20 protein-coding genes and 1 pseudogene are annotated in these 19777 nt (G+C 44.1%); 13 read left to right on the forward strand and 8 right to left on the reverse strand.

The annotated features are described in order from the left end of the window. Positions 1 to 81: 81 nt before the first annotated feature. Both HW45_RS08390 and HW45_RS08395 read right to left on the reverse strand, forming a co-directional pair. The gene (locus tag HW45_RS08390) at positions 82 to 2505 is read right to left on the reverse strand and encodes a formate C-acetyltransferase/glycerol dehydratase family glycyl radical enzyme (RefSeq protein ID WP_038227681.1); all 2424 of its coding nucleotides are present in this window, start codon (positions 2503 to 2505) and stop codon (positions 82 to 84) included. Between the two features lie 5 nt (positions 2506 to 2510). Further along, positions 2511 to 3410 (reverse strand): glycyl-radical enzyme activating protein, encoded by a 900-nt coding sequence (locus HW45_RS08395; RefSeq protein ID WP_038226277.1) that lies wholly within the window; start codon positions 3408 to 3410, stop codon positions 2511 to 2513. Between the two features lie 163 nt (positions 3411 to 3573). On the opposite strand from HW45_RS08395, the gene HW45_RS08400 reads away from it, so the two are divergent. After that, positions 3574 to 4248 carry a fructose-6-phosphate aldolase gene (locus tag HW45_RS08400; protein ID WP_038226279.1) on the forward strand — a complete coding sequence of 225 codons (675 nt, stop codon included), beginning with the start codon at positions 3574 to 3576 and terminating at the stop codon, positions 4246 to 4248. A gap of 85 nt (positions 4249 to 4333) precedes the next feature. On the opposite strand, the pseudogene tatA reads toward HW45_RS08400, so the two are convergent. Next, a pseudogene (gene tatA, locus HW45_RS28770) lies at positions 4334 to 4468 on the reverse strand (twin-arginine translocase TatA/TatE family subunit); the annotation flags it as partial. A gap of 43 nt (positions 4469 to 4511) precedes the next feature. After that, positions 4512 to 5666: a dimethylarginine dimethylaminohydrolase family protein gene (locus HW45_RS08405; RefSeq protein WP_038226283.1), complete on the reverse strand. Its 1155-nt coding sequence runs from the start codon at positions 5664 to 5666 to the stop codon at positions 4512 to 4514. Positions 5667 to 5794: 128 nt separating this feature from the next. Between HW45_RS08405 and HW45_RS08410 the strand changes: the two genes are divergently transcribed. Next, a complete protein-coding gene (locus tag HW45_RS08410; protein WP_038226285.1) occupies positions 5795 to 6679 on the forward strand; it encodes a LysR family transcriptional regulator in 885 nt (294 codons plus the stop codon). Between the two features lie 49 nt (positions 6680 to 6728). Here HW45_RS08410 and HW45_RS08415 read toward each other — a convergent pair whose 3' ends face one another. Further along, positions 6729 to 7259: a dihydrofolate reductase family protein gene (locus HW45_RS08415; RefSeq protein ID WP_038226289.1), complete on the reverse strand. Its 531-nt coding sequence runs from the start codon at positions 7257 to 7259 to the stop codon at positions 6729 to 6731. Between the two features lie 87 nt (positions 7260 to 7346). On the opposite strand from HW45_RS08415, the gene HW45_RS08420 reads away from it, so the two are divergent. The 7 genes from HW45_RS08420 to HW45_RS29300 all read left to right on the forward strand — a co-directional run bounded on the left by HW45_RS08420 (position 7347) and on the right by HW45_RS29300 (position 12995). Beyond that, a complete protein-coding gene (locus HW45_RS08420) occupies positions 7347 to 7916 on the forward strand; it encodes a TetR/AcrR family transcriptional regulator (RefSeq protein ID WP_038226290.1) in 570 nt (189 codons plus the stop codon). Between the two features lie 41 nt (positions 7917 to 7957). Continuing rightward, the gene (gene lhgO / locus HW45_RS08425; protein WP_038226291.1) at positions 7958 to 9184 is read left to right on the forward strand and encodes an L-2-hydroxyglutarate oxidase; all 1227 of its coding nucleotides are present in this window, start codon (positions 7958 to 7960) and stop codon (positions 9182 to 9184) included. A 66-nt stretch (positions 9185 to 9250) separates the two neighbouring features. Further along, a complete protein-coding gene (locus HW45_RS08430) occupies positions 9251 to 9706 on the forward strand; it encodes a GNAT family N-acetyltransferase (RefSeq protein ID WP_006069211.1) in 456 nt (151 codons plus the stop codon). A 4-nt stretch (positions 9707 to 9710) separates the two neighbouring features. Beyond that, on the forward strand, positions 9711 to 10130 hold the full coding sequence (locus HW45_RS08435; protein ID WP_038226292.1) for an N-acetyltransferase: 420 nt from the start codon (positions 9711 to 9713) through the stop codon (positions 10128 to 10130). 67 nt (positions 10131 to 10197) lie between these two features. Beyond that, on the forward strand, positions 10198 to 11361 hold the full coding sequence (locus HW45_RS08440) for a MalY/PatB family protein (protein ID WP_038226293.1): 1164 nt from the start codon (positions 10198 to 10200) through the stop codon (positions 11359 to 11361). A gap of 155 nt (positions 11362 to 11516) precedes the next feature. Further along, positions 11517 to 12668 carry an arginase family protein gene (locus HW45_RS08445; RefSeq protein ID WP_038226295.1) on the forward strand — a complete coding sequence of 384 codons (1152 nt, stop codon included), beginning with the start codon at positions 11517 to 11519 and terminating at the stop codon, positions 12666 to 12668. Between the two features lie 174 nt (positions 12669 to 12842). Further along, positions 12843 to 12995, forward strand: coding sequence for a hypothetical protein (locus HW45_RS29300; RefSeq protein WP_006069207.1), 153 nt, complete (start codon positions 12843 to 12845; stop codon positions 12993 to 12995). Between the two features lie 60 nt (positions 12996 to 13055). On the opposite strand, the gene HW45_RS08450 is transcribed toward HW45_RS29300, so the two are convergent. Further along, entirely contained in the window at positions 13056 to 14588 is a 1533-nt protein-coding gene (locus HW45_RS08450; protein ID WP_038226296.1) for a phospholipase D family protein, read from the reverse strand. 206 nt (positions 14589 to 14794) lie between these two features. Here HW45_RS08450 and yddG point away from each other — a divergent pair, with 206 nt between their 5' ends. Further along, a complete protein-coding gene (gene yddG / locus HW45_RS08455) occupies positions 14795 to 15709 on the forward strand; it encodes an aromatic amino acid DMT transporter YddG (RefSeq protein ID WP_006069205.1) in 915 nt (304 codons plus the stop codon). A gap of 22 nt (positions 15710 to 15731) precedes the next feature. On the opposite strand, the gene HW45_RS08460 is transcribed toward yddG, so the two are convergent. Together HW45_RS08460 and HW45_RS08465 are read right to left on the reverse strand one after the other, a co-directional pair. Further along, positions 15732 to 16412 (reverse strand): cation transporter, encoded by a 681-nt coding sequence (locus HW45_RS08460; RefSeq protein ID WP_038226297.1) that lies wholly within the window; start codon positions 16410 to 16412, stop codon positions 15732 to 15734. A gap of 177 nt (positions 16413 to 16589) precedes the next feature. Continuing rightward, on the reverse strand, positions 16590 to 17468 hold the full coding sequence (locus HW45_RS08465) for a LysR family transcriptional regulator (RefSeq protein ID WP_038221630.1): 879 nt from the start codon (positions 17466 to 17468) through the stop codon (positions 16590 to 16592). A gap of 180 nt (positions 17469 to 17648) precedes the next feature. On the opposite strand from HW45_RS08465, the gene HW45_RS08470 reads away from it, so the two are divergent. The 3 genes from HW45_RS08470 (at position 17649) to HW45_RS08480 (ending at position 19713) form a co-directional block, all read left to right on the forward strand. After that, positions 17649 to 18230: a class I SAM-dependent DNA methyltransferase gene (locus tag HW45_RS08470; protein ID WP_038226299.1), complete on the forward strand. Its 582-nt coding sequence runs from the start codon at positions 17649 to 17651 to the stop codon at positions 18228 to 18230. 98 nt (positions 18231 to 18328) lie between these two features. Continuing rightward, positions 18329 to 19048, forward strand: a complete 720-nt coding sequence (locus tag HW45_RS08475) for a lipid-binding SYLF domain-containing protein (RefSeq protein ID WP_038226301.1) — start codon at positions 18329 to 18331, stop codon at positions 19046 to 19048. 89 nt (positions 19049 to 19137) lie between these two features. Then, a complete protein-coding gene (locus tag HW45_RS08480) occupies positions 19138 to 19713 on the forward strand; it encodes a DUF4136 domain-containing protein (protein WP_038226303.1) in 576 nt (191 codons plus the stop codon). Positions 19714 to 19777 lie beyond the last annotated feature (64 nt).

Here is a 19777-nt window from a genome sequence, read left to right on the forward strand (position 1 = left end):
GTTACGTAAATCAATAAAGAAGAGGGCTAGTATAGCCCTCTTTCGTTTCAATTTCATTTGAAAGTGGTGATTTGAAACTTGTTACAAGTCGTGCTCGGTACGAGCGATGATGTCATCCTGCGCGTCTGGAGACAATGCAGTAAAGAACGCTGAGTATCCTGCAACGCGAACCACGAGATCGCGATACTGTTCAGGATTACGTTTGGCCGCCAATAAGGTGTCTCTCGATACGATATTGTATTGAACGTGCCACCCCTTATGATGATTGAAGAAAGTTCTAATCAACATGGATAGCTTCAATTTGTCGCTGTCCGACTGCACAGCAGCAGGAGAGAGTTTCTGATTCAACAACACACCACCAAGAATCTGATTTGCTTGGATTTTTGCCACTGAGTTGTACACAGCCGTTGGTCCCAAACGATCCGAGCCAGACGAAGGGCTTGCTCCTTCAGCAAGTGGAGTTGACGCTTTTCTGCCATCAGGCGTTGCCATCGTCGAGGCTCCGAATGGCACGTTAGCAGAGATACTAGAGGTCCCCGCATAGTACCCACCACCAATCGGGCCTCGTCCATGTCGGGTATTAACGAATTGTTTAAGCTCATCAATGTAAACTTGATACGCTTGCGCTAGTAGATGGTCAACAGCGTCATCGTCGTTGCCATATTTAGGCGCAAAGTTAATCAGCTGGTGGCGCAACTGTTCTTGTTGTGAGCCTTCAAAGTTCTCTGCCATCGCTTTCGCCAATTCAGGCTGGCTGATCTGCTTTTCATCGAACACCAGATGCTTGATGGCTGCCAAGCTATTGCCTAAGTTTGCGATACCTACTTGTAATCCGGATATCCAATCATACTTCGCACCGCCTTCCTTGACAGTTTTGCCACTTGGTAAGCAGTTATCAACCAACGATGAGCAAAAGATATCGTGCGCCTGCTGTTCTAGCACAGAGTCGACAACGGTATCAATTTCAATCGACTTTCTGGTGTAGTAGCGGATTTGATCTGCCCAGCTGTGCATCACTTCATCCATACTAGCGAAATTGTTTTTCTCTAGTGATTTACTGTGAGGTAAGAAGCACTCTCCAGACGTGGCGTCGACACCTTCATTTAACGCGGCCAATAGGATTCGAGCAAAGTTAATAAAGCTCATACCGGTGCAGCGATAACCCCACTTACCAGGGACCGCGGTTTCAATACAACCAATCGACGCATAGTTGTAGGCATCTTCTCGCTCGACCCCTAGTTTTATAAACTCAGGAATAACGATTTCATCGTTGTTAAACGCTGGCATACCAAAGCCACACTTAATGACTTCGATACAACCCATTAAGAACTCTTGATTCAGGCCTTCGTGATAGCGAACACTCAAGTTAGGCTGCGTGGAGCGGAGTTGACCACATGACTCAAGAATTGCCCAAGAGAGTGGGTTGACCGCATCCATTGGCACTCCATTCTCATCAAGCTTTTGACCGCCAATACACACATTTTGATAAAGTGGAGAACCCGCTGAGGCTTTGGAATGAGCCCCAGAGCGTATTTTGTTGACTTCCAGCAGCTTTAACCAGCAGCTTTGTAGTAGTTCTGTGGCAAAGCTGGGTTGTAAGGAGCCATTGTTGATATCGGTGATGTAGAAATCATTAAGATATTGGTCCATACGACCAAATGAAACAGAGTGACCGTTTGATTCGATTTGCAGCATCAATTGCACAAAGTAGCTTAGCTGTAATGCTTGCCAGAAATTGCAAGGTGGGTGGTAAGCAATGTGTTCACAGTTTGCGGCAATGGTTTCAAGCTCTAGTTTGCGCTGAGTATCCGACTCCTGTTGCGCCATGTTCAATGCCAACTCCGAGAAACGCAAAATGTGTTGCTGAATCGCACGTAACACAATATCGACCGACTTATAAAACTGCTCTTTCTTAAGTCCTTCATAAGTGGAAATATCGTTATTTAAACGATGATCGTCCACCTCGGTAATGAGCCCATCTAAACCAATGGCGAGGATCTTTTCGTTATCGACCGCCAAGTGAGCGTCACCGGATGTCATATTACCTTCGGCTTTGATAATGGTCGTTGCCAAGATGGCTTGCTGCTCATCGGTGAATAGACCATAGCAACGATCCTGTACCGTTTTACCTCGCCAATATGGGGTAAGGGCGTGGATAATGTCTTTGTCTTGCTCTGTGACAGCAAAGCCTGCTCCTGGTCGGTCAGCAAGCTCATCAATCTCTGCTTCAATCCAACGTACGGTGTACTCAGGGAAGATTGGCGCCGCGCGCAGTTTGCTGGCTTGGTTACCCACAATTAGCTCATTATTATCGATCCAGATTGTACGTGTCGCTAAATGTTCTTCCAGTGCTAGTGCACGTTGGACGATAACAGGCTTGTCTTCATTCTGCTGGTAGACTTTGGTGTATGCTTGCGCACGCTCGGTACAAATAGGTGGCGTAATAATATTAACCAGAGCTTTCTTATGTTCTTGAATACGCTTAGGTAAGTAATTGAGTTCCATAGTCATTAGCCTCTTACAATCACGTTGATACGTGGATACTGCTTGGCGTACTGTTGCGCGTATTCAAGCAGCTCGGGGTTGTTGAGTGGTTTGTCGGAGCATAAATAGGGCATGTCCAACAAACGGTATTTATTGATGCCTAGTGTGTGATAGGGCAGCAGGTGTAGTTCGGTGCAGTTTTCGATATCAGCTGCGAAATCAATAATGTCTTCGAGCTCTTCGGGAGAGTCATTAAAGTCTGGGATTACGGGTACACGAATGATGATTCGTTTTGCAATAGGCGCTAGTTTGTGGAAGTTGCTCTTAATACGTTTCAGTGAACCCTGTGCCCAGTCTAAGAATTTCCTTTCGTTGGTATGTTTAAGATCGGTTAGCCAGCAATCAATATAGGGCGCTGCTTGTTCAATGTTTTTCCACGGTACATGCATACACGTTTCTACAGCTGTATTTACACCTTCAGCTTGGAGTTGCTTTGCTAAGGACGTCACTAGATCCGACTGCATCAATGGTTCGCCACCAGAGAAAGTCACCCCGCCACTACTTTGATCATAAAACGGCTTATCCTTCATTAAGGTATCGAACAGCATTTTTTGTTGAGCATCTTCTCCACACACGGTTAACGCTTGTGTCGGGCACACATTTCGCAATGCAATGATTTGTGAATCATCAAGGGTATCTCTGTTTATCTTGATGCCTTCTGGTGTTGCTTCAATTGAAGGGCAAGCGTCCGAGCAGCGATGACAGTCACTTAAACAGCTGCGTTTATCGAATAGCACAGAATGCTTAGCACTGCGACTTTCTGGGTTTTGGCACCAGGGGCAAGCCAAGCTACATCCTTTGAGAAACAGTAGGCTTCGAATACCATCACCATCATGAGTAGAGAATCTTTGGATATTAAAATACATGTGCCATCCAATCTTTCATTTTAAGAAGTCATATACTTTCATTAAATGAAACTTTAACTCTTCATATGAAGATTGTCTTGATCAAAATCAAGATCCATCAAATTGGCAAGATCTATATTGTTGGTAACTTGATAATGTTCAAATAAAGGTTTGAGAATAGAAGATGATTGAACTCTACTTAGATACGGCGGATGTCAGCGAGACCGCACGTTTTAACCAATGTTTCCCGTTAAAGGGAGTGACCACCAACCCGACGATTGTCGCTAAATCTATGGTGGGGCTCACGACGACACTTGCTAATATGAAAGAAGTATTGGGTGATACGGCGCGTTTTCACGCTCAAGTGGTGAGTAAAGATCCTCATTCAATGTTAGCGGAAGCAAAGAAGCTAAGTGAACTTCCTTACGATATGGTGATAAAAGTTCCCGCTACGGAGGCAGGGTTAGCTGCTATTAAGTTAATGAAACAAGAGGGTATTCAGGTTCTAGCTACAGCAATATACACGGTGCAGCAAGGATTCATGGCTGCATTGTGTGGCGCCGATTATCTTGCGCCTTACGTTAACCGTATTGATGCTATGAATGGTGATGGCGTTGCAGTGGTTCGTGACCTTCAATTGCTGATCGAAAAACATGGACTTTCAACAAAAATCCTCGCTGCAAGCTTCAAGAATGTCCAGCAGGCGATGGATGTGATGAAGTTGGGAATTGGTGCAATTACTTTACCAGTTGATGTGGCGGCGCAAATGTTCTCGCATCCAGCCATTGAACCAGCAGTAGCACAGTTTGATAAAGATTGGTCAGAAGTGTTTGGTGACAAGCTTTCATTTGAAAGCTAGTAAAGCCAATTAGCCCTCCATGGCTAAGTGCTGTGTCAGACCAGCGGAGTCGCGGTTAATCTAGATTATGATCACTAGTACGACTTTCGCTTAGTGCTTTCTTAAAGTCTTTAATTGAGCTCCCTACATCGCTGCCAATCGTACTCAGCTTTCTGGTTCCAAATAATATCGCGATAATTAAGGCTATTATCGCGAGCTGCCAAACACTAATTCCACCCATGATAGTCTCCCGTGTTCATATTGGTGAGATACCTGAAATGCGTTTAAACAGGCTCACGGTATATAGGCTGGCTTGCACAGCGTAGCGCACCACCAAGCATTGAGGGCATATCAAATTCGACCTCGATGACATTGTGTCCGTGCTTGCGAACTTCATTGATTACACGTTGATGTGCTTTGTCCATAATGCACGTATCTGGGCTAATAGGCAGCCCATTGGCCGCTAACCAACTGGCTTCTTTCTCATTAACATCAATAAAGGTGTAGTGAGCCAAGCTTTCAGGCAAATCGGATTTAATCCAATCTCGACAAATCAATGCTAGGTTAGGACTTAGTAATGATAGTGCGCAATCGAGGTGTAACGCTTTCTCATCAAGCATTAAAGGCGTGATCGTGTATTCGTCACCGTACATTGATTCGAGCCATTCATAGCCATTCATGTTGGAGCCTTCACCAATGCCAAGATAGATGTTTTTTCCGTCTACAAAGAAATCACCGCCATCTAGGCAAATGTTTTCCGAGTTTGCTCGTTCATTAGCAATGGCATCGTTGGTAAAAATATCCAGTCCTGCCTGTGGTGCAGAGAGGTATTTACATTGTTTTTGTTTCATGAGGTTGGAATAAAATCCGGTGAACGCATATTGCTGCTTGCGCTTAAAACTCATACGAAGGGAACTGACGATGACGTTGTTGCCAACTGTACAAAATACATCTCTAGGCCATATTTGATCGACTGTGCTGTCAATATAATGCGCATTTTTGCCTTCAATGGCCTTTGGCCTAATAACTTTCACTCCTTGTTGTTCTAGTGCTGAAACAAATCCTTCAACTTGGCTGACGAGTTTCTCATAGCCTTCAACACCGTATACATCTCCCCATGTTGAATTTGGGTTCTCTTTTAGGAATGTCACTGTTTCTGGTTTAAGCCAAGGCATATTTCTTTCGTAGCCATCGCTATAGTTAAAGTATTTATCATCAAACTTCGGGGTGCGTCCGACGATCACCTCTTTTAGCCTGCCATATTCGCTTGTCACATGAATACGCTTCGCGGTGTCTGCAAGGCTTGTACTTTTTGTAGCAACGGTATCGGTCTTTAACGCATTTGCTAACGCCTTAGGTGCGACAACAGCAGCGCCTGTGACAGCGGCGGCTGCGCCAGTGAGTGAAAAGAACTTTCTGCGAGTCATTGAAGTTGTCATTGGTTTGCTCCTGTTGGTTTAGATGGAGCTACAATACTTATGAAATAGTGAAAGGTTAAATAAGTTAGTTTAAATAAAATTTAAAGATGGTAGGGTGAAAACGGACATTTATATTAGGGAGCGAACGGATGTTAAGTACTGAACAGTTGTTTATCTTTAAGACTGCAGCCGAGCAAGGTTCCTTTTCCGCAGCGGCAAGATTACTCAGCAAAACGCCTGCGGCTATCAGCATTTCGATATCAAACCTTGAAATCCAATTAGGTATCGATCTCTTTGATCGTTCGACTAAGTATCCTCGGTTGACCTCAGCAGGAGAAAGGCTTTACCAGCAATGCACTTTACTAGTTAGACATATCGAGCGAATTGAGAGTGCGGCCACTAGCTATGCTCAGCAAGTGGAAGACAAAGTGACAATTGGTATAGATAGATTAATACCTAGCTGCATGATTGAGTCTGGCCTGCAAAAACTAGCAAGCGATTTTCCAAATACCGCTATCCATATTGTGAGAGATACTAATGCCAACTTACAATCCCGAATTGAGCTTCATGAACTGGACCTCGTTTTGCAATGCGCGACGGCAGCTGAACCAAAATCATTGGAGTTTTTTGATATCGCACTCATGGAAATGTGCTGTGTTTGTGCGCCGGATAGCGATTTAGCGGATACTGCAATCGTCGATAACGAGGCTCTATTAACCCGTCGTCAGATTTGTTGTGAAAGCATGATTGAAAACCCTTCACTATCACTTCAAGGACGCTTATCTCCTGAAATCTGGGTGATGACGGATCAGGAGGATGTATTGAATATGGTGGAACAAGGTTTAGGCTGGGCATTTGTTCCCAAGGTTCTAGCAAAGCAACGACAAGAGGTTGGATCCTTGCTCATTATTAATCCAGAGTTTTCCTGTACCGAGATTCTGTGCCGAATTGATCTTTGGTGCACACCAAGTAAGAACCAGGGGCGAGTCGTAAAACAGCTCGTTGGCCAAATCAAACAGATAGCGAATTTTTGACGTGGTTAATGGTACCAGAGCATCATCACTCTGGCACCTGTGGTCTTTCTTAAGCCTTAACGTATCGATTCTTAACAATATAATCAGCGTAACGTTCTGCTGAGACATGTTGGAACTTCAATGGTTTATCGAGCTCGCCAAACAATGGAATGCCGCCGCCAAGCAGAACGGGAATGGTGGTGATTATCATCTCATCAATTAGATCTTCCGCTAAGAAACTCTGAATCGTCTTACCGCCATCAATGTAGAGGTTTTTGTAGCCTTTCGAGTTCAAGTCACTAACGATGTCGCTTAGCTTACCTTTCACCAAAAAGACTTTGTCTTCATAGCCTTCAGGCACTTTAGTAAGTGTATTACTTAACACAAATACTGGCTTAGAGTAGGGCCACTCAATACCAAAACTCAGAACGATTTCTAGAGTGTTTCTGCCCATGACGAGTCCATCAACTCGGTCCATAAACTCCGCAAAACCAAAATCTGAGCCCTCAGGGTTTGGCACATCATGTAGCCAATCGAGACCGTTATTTTTGTCTGCGATATAGCCGTCTAGACTGGTTCCGATGTATACGATATTTGCCATTGTTGAGACTCCGCTATTTGATATTAAAGGTCATTTTGCTATAATTCTACAGTGTAGAAATTAATATTAGTTTAGCTAGGATCTTTTATGACTGTCAAGGCCAAAAAAAGGGGACGTCCAACTAAAGGTAATGTCACGCTGAGCAAAGAAGTGATAGTGGAAAACGCAAAGCGCTTGATGCAAATGGATGGAAAGATCCCAAGTATCAGAAGGTTAGCTACTGAGCTGAATATAGATGCGATGGCCATCTACTATTACTTCAAAAACAAGGATGAGTTGCTAGAAGCTGTAGCAGTATCTTTGGTTGAGGGGATATATCTGCCGGAGGAAGGACGAGAATGGCAACAGGAGTTACAGCAACTGGGTTGGAGTTATCTTGAGCTATTGGGACAATATCCGGGCTTGCTAGAAACACTGTTCAAGATGAAAACAGCAGGACCCGCTAATGTATTTATCAGTCGGTTCAATCAAGTTATTGAGGAACTTGATCTATCTACGACAGAGAAACAAAACGCAGTGAGTCTGCTTGCGGATTATTTGCATGGGTTCGCATTCTCTATGCAGTTTTCCGAGATTGACCAGCAAGCGAAATACGACATTTATCAGGGTTCAATAACGCTGTATTTAAAAGCTGTGACACCTTCACTTTCCTCCTAGCAGCCAGCGGAGTAAGGTAGTCAATATCGAGTTTCACAAGGATGAGAGACATGTACGACTTTATTGTGGTTGGTGGTGGCATTGTAGGTGTATCAACCGCATGGCAGCTTAAGCAGCGTTATCCCGACAGTTCTGTTCTGGTTGTGGAAAAAGAATCGCATGTGGCGCAGCATCAAACCGGACACAATAGCGGCGTTGTTCACGCAGGTGTTTACTATCAACCCGGCAGTTTAAAAGCGGATTTCTGTAAGCGTGGTCTTAAAGCGACGATAGAGTTTTGTCATCAACACCAAATACCCGTTGAAAACTGTGGCAAGCTACTTGTTGCGACCTCTGAGCTAGAAATGCAACGGATGCAGAGTTTGTATCAACGCTGCCTACAAAATGGAATTGAGGTCGAGCTTATCGATCAAAAGCAGTTAGCAGCGTTAGAGCCCAATATATCGGGATTGGGAGCTATTCGAGTGACCGAAACTAGCATTGTTGATTATCGAAAGGTTACCGAAGTGATGGCACTGCAATTTTCGCTATTGGGTGGTGTAGTGCAGCTATCAACGTCTGTAAAAGCGATGCAGGAGTATGACGACCATGTGACGTTAACCTGCTTGCAAAACGGCGTTTTGAACACTCTTAAATGTCGACAACTAGTGGTTTGCGCAGGTTTAATGGCGGATCGAATGGCCACGATGATAGGTATTAAAACCGACTTCCAAATCATTCCTTATCGCGGTGAATACTATCGGCTTGCTGATAAGCATCGTGATGTTGTTAACCACCTTATCTATCCTATTCCCGATCCCGAGCTACCTTTTTTAGGTGTTCACTTAACAAAAATGATCGATGGCTCTATTACTGTTGGCCCTAATGCAGTGCAAGGTTGGAAACGAGAAGGTTACGGCTCATTTAACATTAGTTGGCGTGACTGTTGGCAAATGCTGACATTTTCAGGTTACTGGAAAGTTACGTTGCAGCATTTAACTACTGGGTTATATGAGTTCAAAAATTCCATTTGGAAGCCCGGATACTTAGGGTTAGTGCACAAGTACTGCCCGTCGATTGTCTTGGATGATCTTAAACCTTACCCCGCGGGAATTCGTGCGCAGGCCGTCAAAGCAGATGGGTCGTTAGTGCACGACTTTTTATTTGCTCAAACTTCTAGAAGCTTGCATGTCTGTAACGCACCTTCTCCGGCAGCGACATCCGCCATACCGATTGGAGAGTATATTTGTGACAAGGTAGCGCAGCAAACTGTTGATTTTAAGCTGTAAAGCTTTAGTCATGAATGGTATGCATACTTAACGATACCTTTCTCAATTTGAATAAGTGAACGTGTTATGACCATAGAAATCCGTATTGCCCACTCTGATGATCTGCCTTCAATCCTGCCTTTGTTTTGGGATGATAAGCCTGAATTAAAGCAAGCTTGCGATGGGCAAATTACTGACGATATGTATCGGATATTTGACCATTTTGCGACATCTAAGGATCATTTCCTGTATGTCGCTACTATTGATGACAACGTCGTTGGGACGTTGCAACTGAGTTTTATTCCTCAATTTACCTATAACGGCGAAATACGAGCTAATATTGAAGGCGTGTTTGTCGCAAATCATGCTCAAGGAAAAGGCGTAGGGGCTACTTTGGTTGAGTTTGCTATTGAGCAATCTAGATATCAAGGGTGCAAGATAGTTCAACTTGTTAGTAATCAAGTTCGCGAACGTGCCCATCAGTTTTATGAGCGTCTTGGTTTCGAGAAAAGTCACTACGGATTCAAATACTATATGGAATAGGTCAATGATCAGAGAGTTTAGCGAAGAAGATTTAGACAGTGTGTTAAAGATTTGGCTCAGCGCGTCAGTAGAAGCGCATGATTTTGTTGAGCCGCTATTCTGGCACCAACGTGTAGACGATATGCGTAACAAATACCTTCCGAACTCAGATACCTTTGTATATGAGCGAGCCGGACGGGTTTTGGGGTTTTATTCTCTGGTAAATTCTAATTTAGCGGCCTTGTTTGTTGACCCACAAGCACAAGGCGACGGCATTGGGATGCGTTTAATAACGGATGCCAGAGAGAAAAGCCAGGCGTTATCCCTGTCGGTGTATAAACACAACTGTCGTGCAATAGGCTTTTATCATCGTTGTGGTTTTAGCATTGTTGATGAAAGCCTTGACCCCCACACAGGTCACATTCAATTGACAATGTCGGGCTAACTGTCTGGTTCCCTGAATATCAACGAGTTAAACTGTTTTTCCAACGATATAGATGGTGAAATAAGCAATGTTTAACTTCGATGAGATTGTAGAGCGTAGAGGCACCCATTCGGCCAAATGGGATGAGATGGAGAGTAGTTTTGGTGTTTCTCCTGATGAAGGGTTACCCATGTGGGTCGCAGACATGGATTTTAAAGCGCCGCCTGCCGTCAATCAGGTTTTAATGGAAGCCGCGGATAACGGGGTTAATGGTTACTATGGTGATGACCATCGTTATAGAAATGCCGTTATTGCTTGGATGAATAAGCGACACCAATGGAATGTTCAGCCCGAGTGGATAGTGACCTGTGCAGGATTAGTACAAGGTACGGCACTCTGTGTTCAGGCGTATAGTGAGCCTGGCGATGGCGTTATTTTGTTTACTCCTGTCTACCATGCTTTCTCGCGCGTTATCAATGCCAATCAACGAGTTGTGGTAGAGAGTCCGCTAGTACAGGAAGACGGTCAATACAAAATGGATCTACCAGCTTTAGCGGCTAATCTTAATGGCCGAGAAAAGATGGTGATCTTGTGTTCCCCTCATAATCCCGGCGGCCGTGTTTGGAGTGCGGATGAAATCCGCGAGGTGGCCGAGTTTTGTGCTCAGCATGACTTGATATTAGTAGTGGATGAAATTCATCATGATCTGGTTTTCTCTCCTAATAAGCACATTGTGGCAACACTTGCAGCGCCTAAACATGAACAGAATATGGTCATCCTTGCGGCGACAACAAAGACATTTAACATCGCCTCTGCTTTGACCGGTGCCGCCATCATCCCAAATGAAACGTTGCGAGCGCAGTATACGAGTGTTCTTAATGCTGCCGGTATTGGTCCTAACCGCATCGGTATGCTGATGGCAACGGCCGCTTATGAACAGGGTGAAGCATGGTTGGAAGCGCTGGTGGAATACTTGGATGAAAACCGTCGTCTCTTTGATGAAGCTATTAATGCCATCGATGGATTACAATCTATGGCTTTGCAAGCGACGTATTTATCATGGGTAGACTTTTCAGGCACGGGTTTAACCGCCGAACAAGTGATTGAAAAGGTGCAGAGCGAAGCCAAAATTGCTGCGAACCATGGTTCGTCATTCGGCGCTGGTGGTGAACAATTTTTGCGATTTAATCTAGCAACACCGCGAGCACGAGTGGTAGAAGCTATTGAGCGACTACAGCGAGTATTCGCTTAGCCTGACATCAAGAAAATGGTGGTGCAACTTACTATTGGTAACCCTGATGCTAGATGAGGAGTCAGGGTTACTTAAGTAACATACCCCTTGCTACTGGTTTTGCCATAACAGAGTCGCTAAAGTGATGATGTTCAACAGAAATGAGAGGCAATACCATGTCTAATGTTAAGAAGTGGCCAGCAATTGACCCAGAGAAAGTTGCTAAATATAAACATATTTGGGAAAACGTATCGGCAGCAGATAACCTTGATCCTGAAGTAGCGGCTTACTTAGCTCGTGTTAAAGAGCAAGGTGGTGGCAAAGGTATCGAGCAGATGAGTTTCATCAATAAAGATTACCTAGGCTTCTATCAAGCGCCATTCTCGCAAGATTTAGATAACACTGATGTTGTTATCTACGGTATGGGTATTGAGAAATGCTCTCCAACTGGTTCTTCTCACAAGTTCGCACCACAGCGTCTACGTCACCTTAGTAAAATGGGGATGGGAACGGTTGGTGATAACGGTGAAATTCCATTCGAATGGTGCCGCGTTTCTGATTACGGTAACTGGGACAGCTTAGGTCAATTTGAACTGAAAGCAGAAGTAGAGCAGTTGACCGAGCTTCTACACCACATGGTGGTCGAAAAAGACTGTACGCCACTGATTTTTGGTGGTGACCATACGATTCCATATCCAACGATGCGTGCACTTGGCGAGAAGTATGGTCCTTTGCGAGTGATTCACTTCGATGCACACTACGACTTGTCGACACGTGCAGACTTTGATTACCCGTACACATCAGGTCACTGGTTGCCAAAGCTTTACTCTGAAGGTCTAGCGGACCCAGAGCGCACGGTACAAATTGGTATGCGTGGTCGTCAAACGGCTCTAGTAAAAGGTAACCATATTGCATTTGGGACTACAGGTTTCACGACCAATGAAGTTTACGAGCAAGGCGTAGACGCTGTTGCGGATAAGATCATCGAGCTTTGTGGTGACGGTGGTCCGGTATACTTTACATTTGATCTTGATGCTCTGGATACTGCATTCTGTCGTTCAAACTCGAGCCCAGATCCGTTCGGCCTTACTCACCTGCAAGTTTACGATATCATTCGTAAAGTAAAGGCATCAGGCAAAGTACGTTTGGTGGGAGCAGATATTGCAGAATACACGCCTGATACGGATCCAACTGACAAAGATGGCATCATTGCTGCCGGTTTTGGTTGGGAACTTCTATGCTGGTTAGCTGAAGAGCGTAAGAGAGAAAACGGTGGTGAGAATCGCCACACTGTTTGGCATCAAGCATTCGGCTCAGTGTCACTGTAATATATTGATTATGAATAGTAAAAACCATCGCTGCAGCGGTGGTTTTTTTATGCCTCTCACAACAAAATAATCTTGTCCAAACGACAAAAAATCAGATTAGTTCAAATGCATCAACTTTGCTTCAATAGCGCCCGAAAGATTGTTGTTAATCTTATTTCCAATTAAGGGTTCAAAATGTTTGCTATTGATGATGTTGTTGTTGCAACAAAAGGTATCGATCTAGGTCAGATGGTTGTTACTGGTTTGAGCAGTGGTGGCTACTACGTTCACGTTAAAGTAGACGGCATGTCTCTAACTTACCCAGCACGTGATCTTAAGAAAGCATAATCACTTTCAATATTGAGAAAAAGGTAGCCAAGGCTACCTTTTTTAGTTTTTATCTCATCACTAGAGCTGTTCTTCAATGGGCAGTATGCCACTGAACCAAGCGCCCATTTTGCGCCAGATACTGGCATCAGGTTCAGAGGTGAGTGTTTCGCCTGTTGAATGATCTATCCATACTACATCACCATCTTCGACGGCAATCTCATACGCAGTAGTGGGTATCTCTCGCATAATATCGTCATAGACTTTTTGTGCGTATTCTGGCTGTTCAACAACGACGCCCATCTCCGTATTCAAGTGCGCGGAACGTGGGTCTAAGTTCATTGAGCCAACAAAGATTTTGGTTTTGTCGATAACCATGGCCTTGGTGTGCAGGCTTGAACGACTGCTCCCCGTTAGGCTCCAATTCTTCTTGATTTCTGCATGAGATTTTACTTCCCATAGCTGTACACCGCCTTCCACTAAATCTTTACGGTATTTTGCATACCAACCATGAACGGCAAATACATCATTGGAAGCCAGTGAGTTCGTTATAATGACGACTTCTAGGCCATCTTTGACGGCATTCACCAACTCTTGAGTACCACGCTCCGTGGGAACGAAGTAGGGTGAAATGAAGACTAAAGAAGTTTTTCCTTCTTCTAGAACGGCGTTCAAACTATCGATTAAGGTACTTTGTTTGCTGTCCGGTTTATTTGGCAGGTCATACAACAAGTCGCTTTCCCCCCAATACAAATCAATGGTTCCATTGATGAGATCGGTATAAAGAGGCAGCTTAGCAAAGTCATAAACACCGCCTGAGAACTTCGCTTCTAACCCTAGACTTTTAACCCAAGTTTCTACATCTGCGTCAGTGTAGTGTTCCATCTGAGGTGTTATCCATTCAATAGGGACGCTGTAATGGCTATTCCAATAAAGATCAAATTGGCGATTTACCTGTCGAACTGATTTCCCAACCATAAGTAGGTCTAGATCGGCGAACTCGACTGTTGATTCTATGGAGTAGTATTCGTTGCCAACGTTTCTTCCACCAACAATGGAAACCACACCATCTACGGTCAGTGACTTATTGTGCATTCGGTGGTTGAGTCGCTCAAAATCACTAAGCATCGCGATGCCACGAGCCGAGCGTAAGTGATGCGGATTGAACATACGTACTTCGATATTTGGATGACTGCTAAAGCGCACTAGATCACTGTCGTTGTACTTTTGCATGTCATCCAGTAGCAACCTAACTCTAACTCCCCGTTCTGCTGCTTCGAATAGACGCCAAGCAATTAAGTTGCCGGCCTCATCATCGCGGAAAATATAGTATTGAACATCAATGCTAGATTGTGCTGTTTCAATTATCGCTAGACGAGCAAGCAGTGCATCATGACCTTTGTCTAGTGGATAGAAGCCGGTCTCAGTGGTCAAGGAGTGCGAGGCGACCTCTCGTGAGAAATAGTCGTCCAAGCGTGTGGGTGTGTCGTTGATGATTGTGTAGGACGGGGATTTTTCGTACCTCGATGGATCAATGCTTGATGATACACACCCACTTAAGGCAATAATCAGTAATACAGAAAACAGGTTTTTTATAGACAAAAAATTGAGCATAGTTAAAGTGTTACTTTAAATTGTGATTTCCTAAAAATGCAGAGCGAGTTTAGCCACTTCCATTGGCAAATGCACTGTATCCTCAGGCTTTTGACTGATATTTTTCACACTTGCTTAATCTAAGGTTAATAGAAACCCGCTCAGTTGCATAGCAATTGCTGATATCAGTTTATAGAAAATTAACTGCCATTATTTAAGGAGAGATTATGGCTGGACTTGGTTCAAACAAATACACGCTGTTTGGAGTTGCCGCAATATTATTGTGGAGCACGTTAATGGCATTGACTCGTAATATTGCCGAGTTGTTTGGGCCAATTGGTGGGGCAGCGATGCTGTACACTGTGAGTACCATTTCACTTGCTATGGTGATGGGGGTTCCTAAGTTATCAGACTTCAATCGTAAATATCTGTTACTAGGTGGGGCACTTTTTGTAAGCTACGAAATCTTCTTGGCTCTCGCGCTAGGAATGGCAAATGACCGTCATCAAGCGATGGAAATGGCGGTGATCAACTATCTGTGGCCAGCCCTAACGGTATTGCTTGCCGTTGTATCGACTAAACGCAAAGTCAGTGCTCTGGTGTATCCAAGTGTATTGGTGGCATTTGTTGGCGTCGCATGGTGTATTTCGGGGGACTCTGGTCTAGCGTTGTCTGTACTTGCAGCAAATATTGCGACGAATCCGATTACTTATTTTATGGCATTTAGTGCGGCGTTTATTTGGGCATTTTACTGTAATATCACTCCGAAAATGAGTAATGGGAAGAATGCCATAGTATTATTTTTTGCCGCGACAGCCATCACCCTGTGGATTCAATATGCATTCAGCTCTGAAAGTGGAATGACATTTACGCTCTCATCTGTATCAACATTATTGATATCGGGTGTAGTCATGGGAGCGGGTTATGCACTGTGGAATCAAGCTATCATTGGCGGAAATATGGTGCTTCTTGCGACCTTCTCTTACTTTACGCCAGTATTTTCGACGATCTTCTCTTCATTCTATTTATCGGTTGCTCTAGGCGCTTCATTTTGGCAAGGCGTGGCATTAGTAACGATAGGGTCACTTGTGTGTTATTGGGCCACCAAAGAGAAGCCAGAGCATGAAAATGCTCCGGCTTAATTAAAGCTATATTGAATTTGAGTTAAGCGTTAGACGTTGATACTTGCTTACTTTGTGGGCTAGAAAGCTGTTCACATGCGTCCTTTAACATGACGGCAGGCACCTTAATAAAATACGCTGAGATCAAAATCATCATCATTGGGTCAGCATAGACGCTGTATGCAGCGAATGGGGACTGCTCTAGTACCCAAGCTGCAATGAAGCCCGTCATTACAGCGACACTTAACATGGTGTCCATTTGCCATTGTTTTGTTTCAGCATCAATAAGGTTTGAGTTAAGTGCTACGTTTTTCTTAGCGATATACCACCATGAAAGCGCACATCCGATAACGTTAAACAGTCCAAATATGGTTGCAATAGAGGTATCTACTGGACGGCCACCACCAAACATTGCTGTGACTGCGGAATACAACGACGCCAAGACAATAAGTAGAATCACAGAAGCTTTAATGGCGATCACGGTACCTTCAACTGTCGTGCGGCCGTATTTGGCAAGTGCGCTGTTTGGCTTTTTCAACTGTGTTGCCGCAACCAGCGACAATAAAGTTAACAGTAGGCTGACTAATGAGTACACACCATCAAAAGCGATAACTAATGAGCCCATCACCACACCGACAACAAGTCCTGCGATAGCAAAGCCTGTTGCAATAATGGCTGATACTGTCAGAGTTTTTGACTCATTATGTGGATTATTGGGATACATACGATTTACCTTCTTTAAAATCTGTATCCATTGTTGAGCTAGGCTGGTTATCTTTCAAACAAAAGTTTGCTAAACATGACTTGAAAATCTAATTGTGTGAATTAATTTTATGAAAATCAATATATTAGAACGCTTTTCTGGTGGCAGGAATATTGACGCTCACTGATGGTGCTTGGCTTAGAAAGCAAACAAGTATTCACTGACTTGGTCTGCAAGCCAAATCATCGCGGGGTGTTCGGACATACCTGCTGAAGTGAACATGCAATAATCTTCTTGTGTTAGACCATAAGTGTGTTTGATGACTGAGAGTTCTTGCTCTCTTAGGTGCTGTCTTATCAGCGGCTCTGGCAGTACACCCCAAGCTCCCTCGGACAGAATCGTTTTCAGCATAAATTCAAAGCTAGAAAACCCAATGTACTTTAGTGAGAAAGGCAATAGTTCTGGGTTATCGCGATGATTTAGATAAGCGAGGGAAACCTGCATAGAGTCGCGTAGAACTTCATCAGAGACACGGGGCAGCTTGGAAAGCTTATTATCGGAACGACATACTGACATCATGCGTATTTTACCCAATGGCTGATAGGCCAAACGAGGGTTTTCAACGCGCTCGAAATCAACACCAAACGCGAAATCTACCTGTTTCTTCTCAACAATGTCGGCTAGGTCTCCTGAAGAAACTAGAACTACATTGAAAGAGATGGCAGGGAACTGCTGATTTAAGTGGATTGAGAAATCACGCCACAAGGTGTCTGGCAGCGAGTCATCATGGGCAATGCGTAACTCGGTGGCAAAATCACCAGAGACTTGCGCACAGGTTTGACGAATGCGCGCCGAAGTAATCAGTAAATTCTCACAGTCTTTGTAGATCGCTTTACCCGTCTCAGACAAAGAGACGTTGTTGCCCGTGCGCACAAACAGTTCGGTATCGAGATCTTTCTCTAGTGCTTTGATTGCCATGCTAAGTTTCGTTCTATTACAGTCTAGGACTCTAGCAGCTTCAGAGACTGAACCAGTGTCGGCCACTGCACAAAATGCCTCTATTTGAGAAAGATTTATCGACATAGCGGTGAAACTACCTGTTACTTAACGGAACAAAAATCATAGCATGTGTGCCAAAGAATACGAAGATAACACTAGGAATTGATTGGTGTTCTGGTTTAATCTATGCCTAGTTATTAAGGATTAAAGTTTGGTGCCTGAGATATCGTGGTACTAGTAGAAATAATGGAGTGAACTATGTCTAACGAGTGGGATGAGTACGCCGCGACATGGGAAAACAACGAAGCAACGGCAACCTTTGCACAAGCCTGCTTCAAAGAGTTAACTGAACTCACGTCACTTAAGCGTAAATCGGTATTAGACTTTGGCTGTGGAACGGGTCTTTTAAGCCAATTGATGTCTCCTGAGACGAAAGAGATTGTGGCATTGGATGGCTCTGAAGCGATGATCGAAGAGTTAGACAAAAAAGGCTTGGAAAACGTTGAGCCGGTCGTTGATCTTTTGACTCGCGGTTTGGTTGCTCAGCATCCAGCATTTCGTAATCAGTTTGATCTTGTCGTCGCGTCTTCGGTATGCGGCTTTTTAGATAACCTTCAAGAAACGGTTAATATCATTTACACGCTGCTTGATGAATACGGTTTATTTGTTCATTGGGATTGGGTGGCAGAGACAGACAACCAAGATTATGGTTTGACACTGAAGCGAGCAAAAGACACATTGCTTAATGCCGGTTTTGATAAAGTTGACGTTACGACACCATTTGAAATCGACTCTGGCAAAGGTGTGCGAAAAGTGCTGATGGCAGTCGCTCATAAGTAATTACGTTTAACGTATCTGAATTTCAAATAGGTGATGCCATTGGCGTCACCTTTTTTTTGCTACAATTCGCATCCATATTTCTACTTGGGTTTGCTTATATGTCGTCAACTCATCGTACTCTATCAACGTTACTTTCCTTTGCCCTGTTAGCTTTGGTGCTACCGGCTAGGGCATATGCTATTGAATCATCAGATAACAAATCTTCTCGTCAAGCCCACGCTATCATTGTTGATTCTGCTGAGAAAATTGACCAGTTCGACTCAACATCTCATTGGGACTCGGTTAAAAATCTCACTGGTGTTGCTAAAGCCATCGTGATTTTCCCTTCCGGTGGACAAGGCGGTTTTTTACTAGGCATGCAAAGAGGTCAGGGCATATTAATGACCAGACAAGCACACCATTGGAGTCAGCCTGTTTTTATCAATTTCAACAGCTTTATGTTTGGGCTTTTGGCCGGAGCTCAGTCTCTCAGCGGCGTAGGTGTTGTGCTTTCAAATGATGTGCTGTCCACATTACAGCATCAGCCAGTCAAATTAGGGGGAACGGCAGACCTGACTGTTGGTAAAGGTGTCAGTGGCAAAGTGATTGGTGGAACGAGTGGAATCAGTGCCATGATGGTATCTGAAAACAAAGGGCTTTATTTTGGTGGCAGTATTGATACGTTTCAACTGTCCTTAAATGATGAACTTAACAAGGCCTATTATGGGGAGGGTTTTGATTTAGAGCGCGTACTCTCCAATTTTGACGATAACCAAGGTACGGCACAAAGCCTGAGAAAGCGATTGGAAGGTATCTCGTATCGCGCTGTATTTGAGTAGAAAACTCATTGTTAATGCATGAAAAACGGTGTCATTCTTTATAGAGTCATTTAGTATTGTAACGGAAAGGCTAATAGAAGAGTGACGAGATGACGAAGAAACTATCCCTATTACTGATTGCTGGATTAGCACTTGTTGGTTGTACAACCACTACTATCTCACCGCAACCCAATTTATCCTATGGTATTGCTACCACTGGCGATTTCTCTTTCCTGCCAACACAAGGTGTTGCAACTTACGCGTGGAGACCAGACTCTGCTGTGGCGAGAGTATCGGATAATGTTGATGGCGAAAAGTATCTCAAAGTTATTAAAAATCTTATTGATAAAGAGCTTGCCAACAAGGGTTATGTTCAAGTTTCCTCTTCTCAGCGTCCTAATATGTTCATGGATTTCGGAATTGCGACGGAATCTGGTATGAACGACCAAGAGATCTTTGAATCGACCCAAATATCTACCGGTATTAAGGTGCAGGCAAAACCTGGTGAGGAAGGTGAGAAAGGCAGTGTCTACGTCGCCGCTTTTGCCCCAGTTGGCGATTCCCCACGTTGGCGAGTGTTGGCGCAGGGGCCTACTGAGGGGCGCATTGATGACCCAAATCAGCAACATGAAATGGAAAGAATCATTAGGTCAATGCTCAATTTAATTCCTTCTAGAGCCAATTAGCGCACTGATTTGTTGAGAGGTAGCCAGAGGTAGGTGGTCGTTGTCTTGGCCACCTACTCAAAAT

The sequence above is a fragment of the Vibrio sp. ER1A genome (assembly GCF_000733315.1).
Taxonomy (GTDB): Bacteria; Pseudomonadota; Gammaproteobacteria; order Enterobacterales; family Vibrionaceae; genus Vibrio; species Vibrio mediterranei.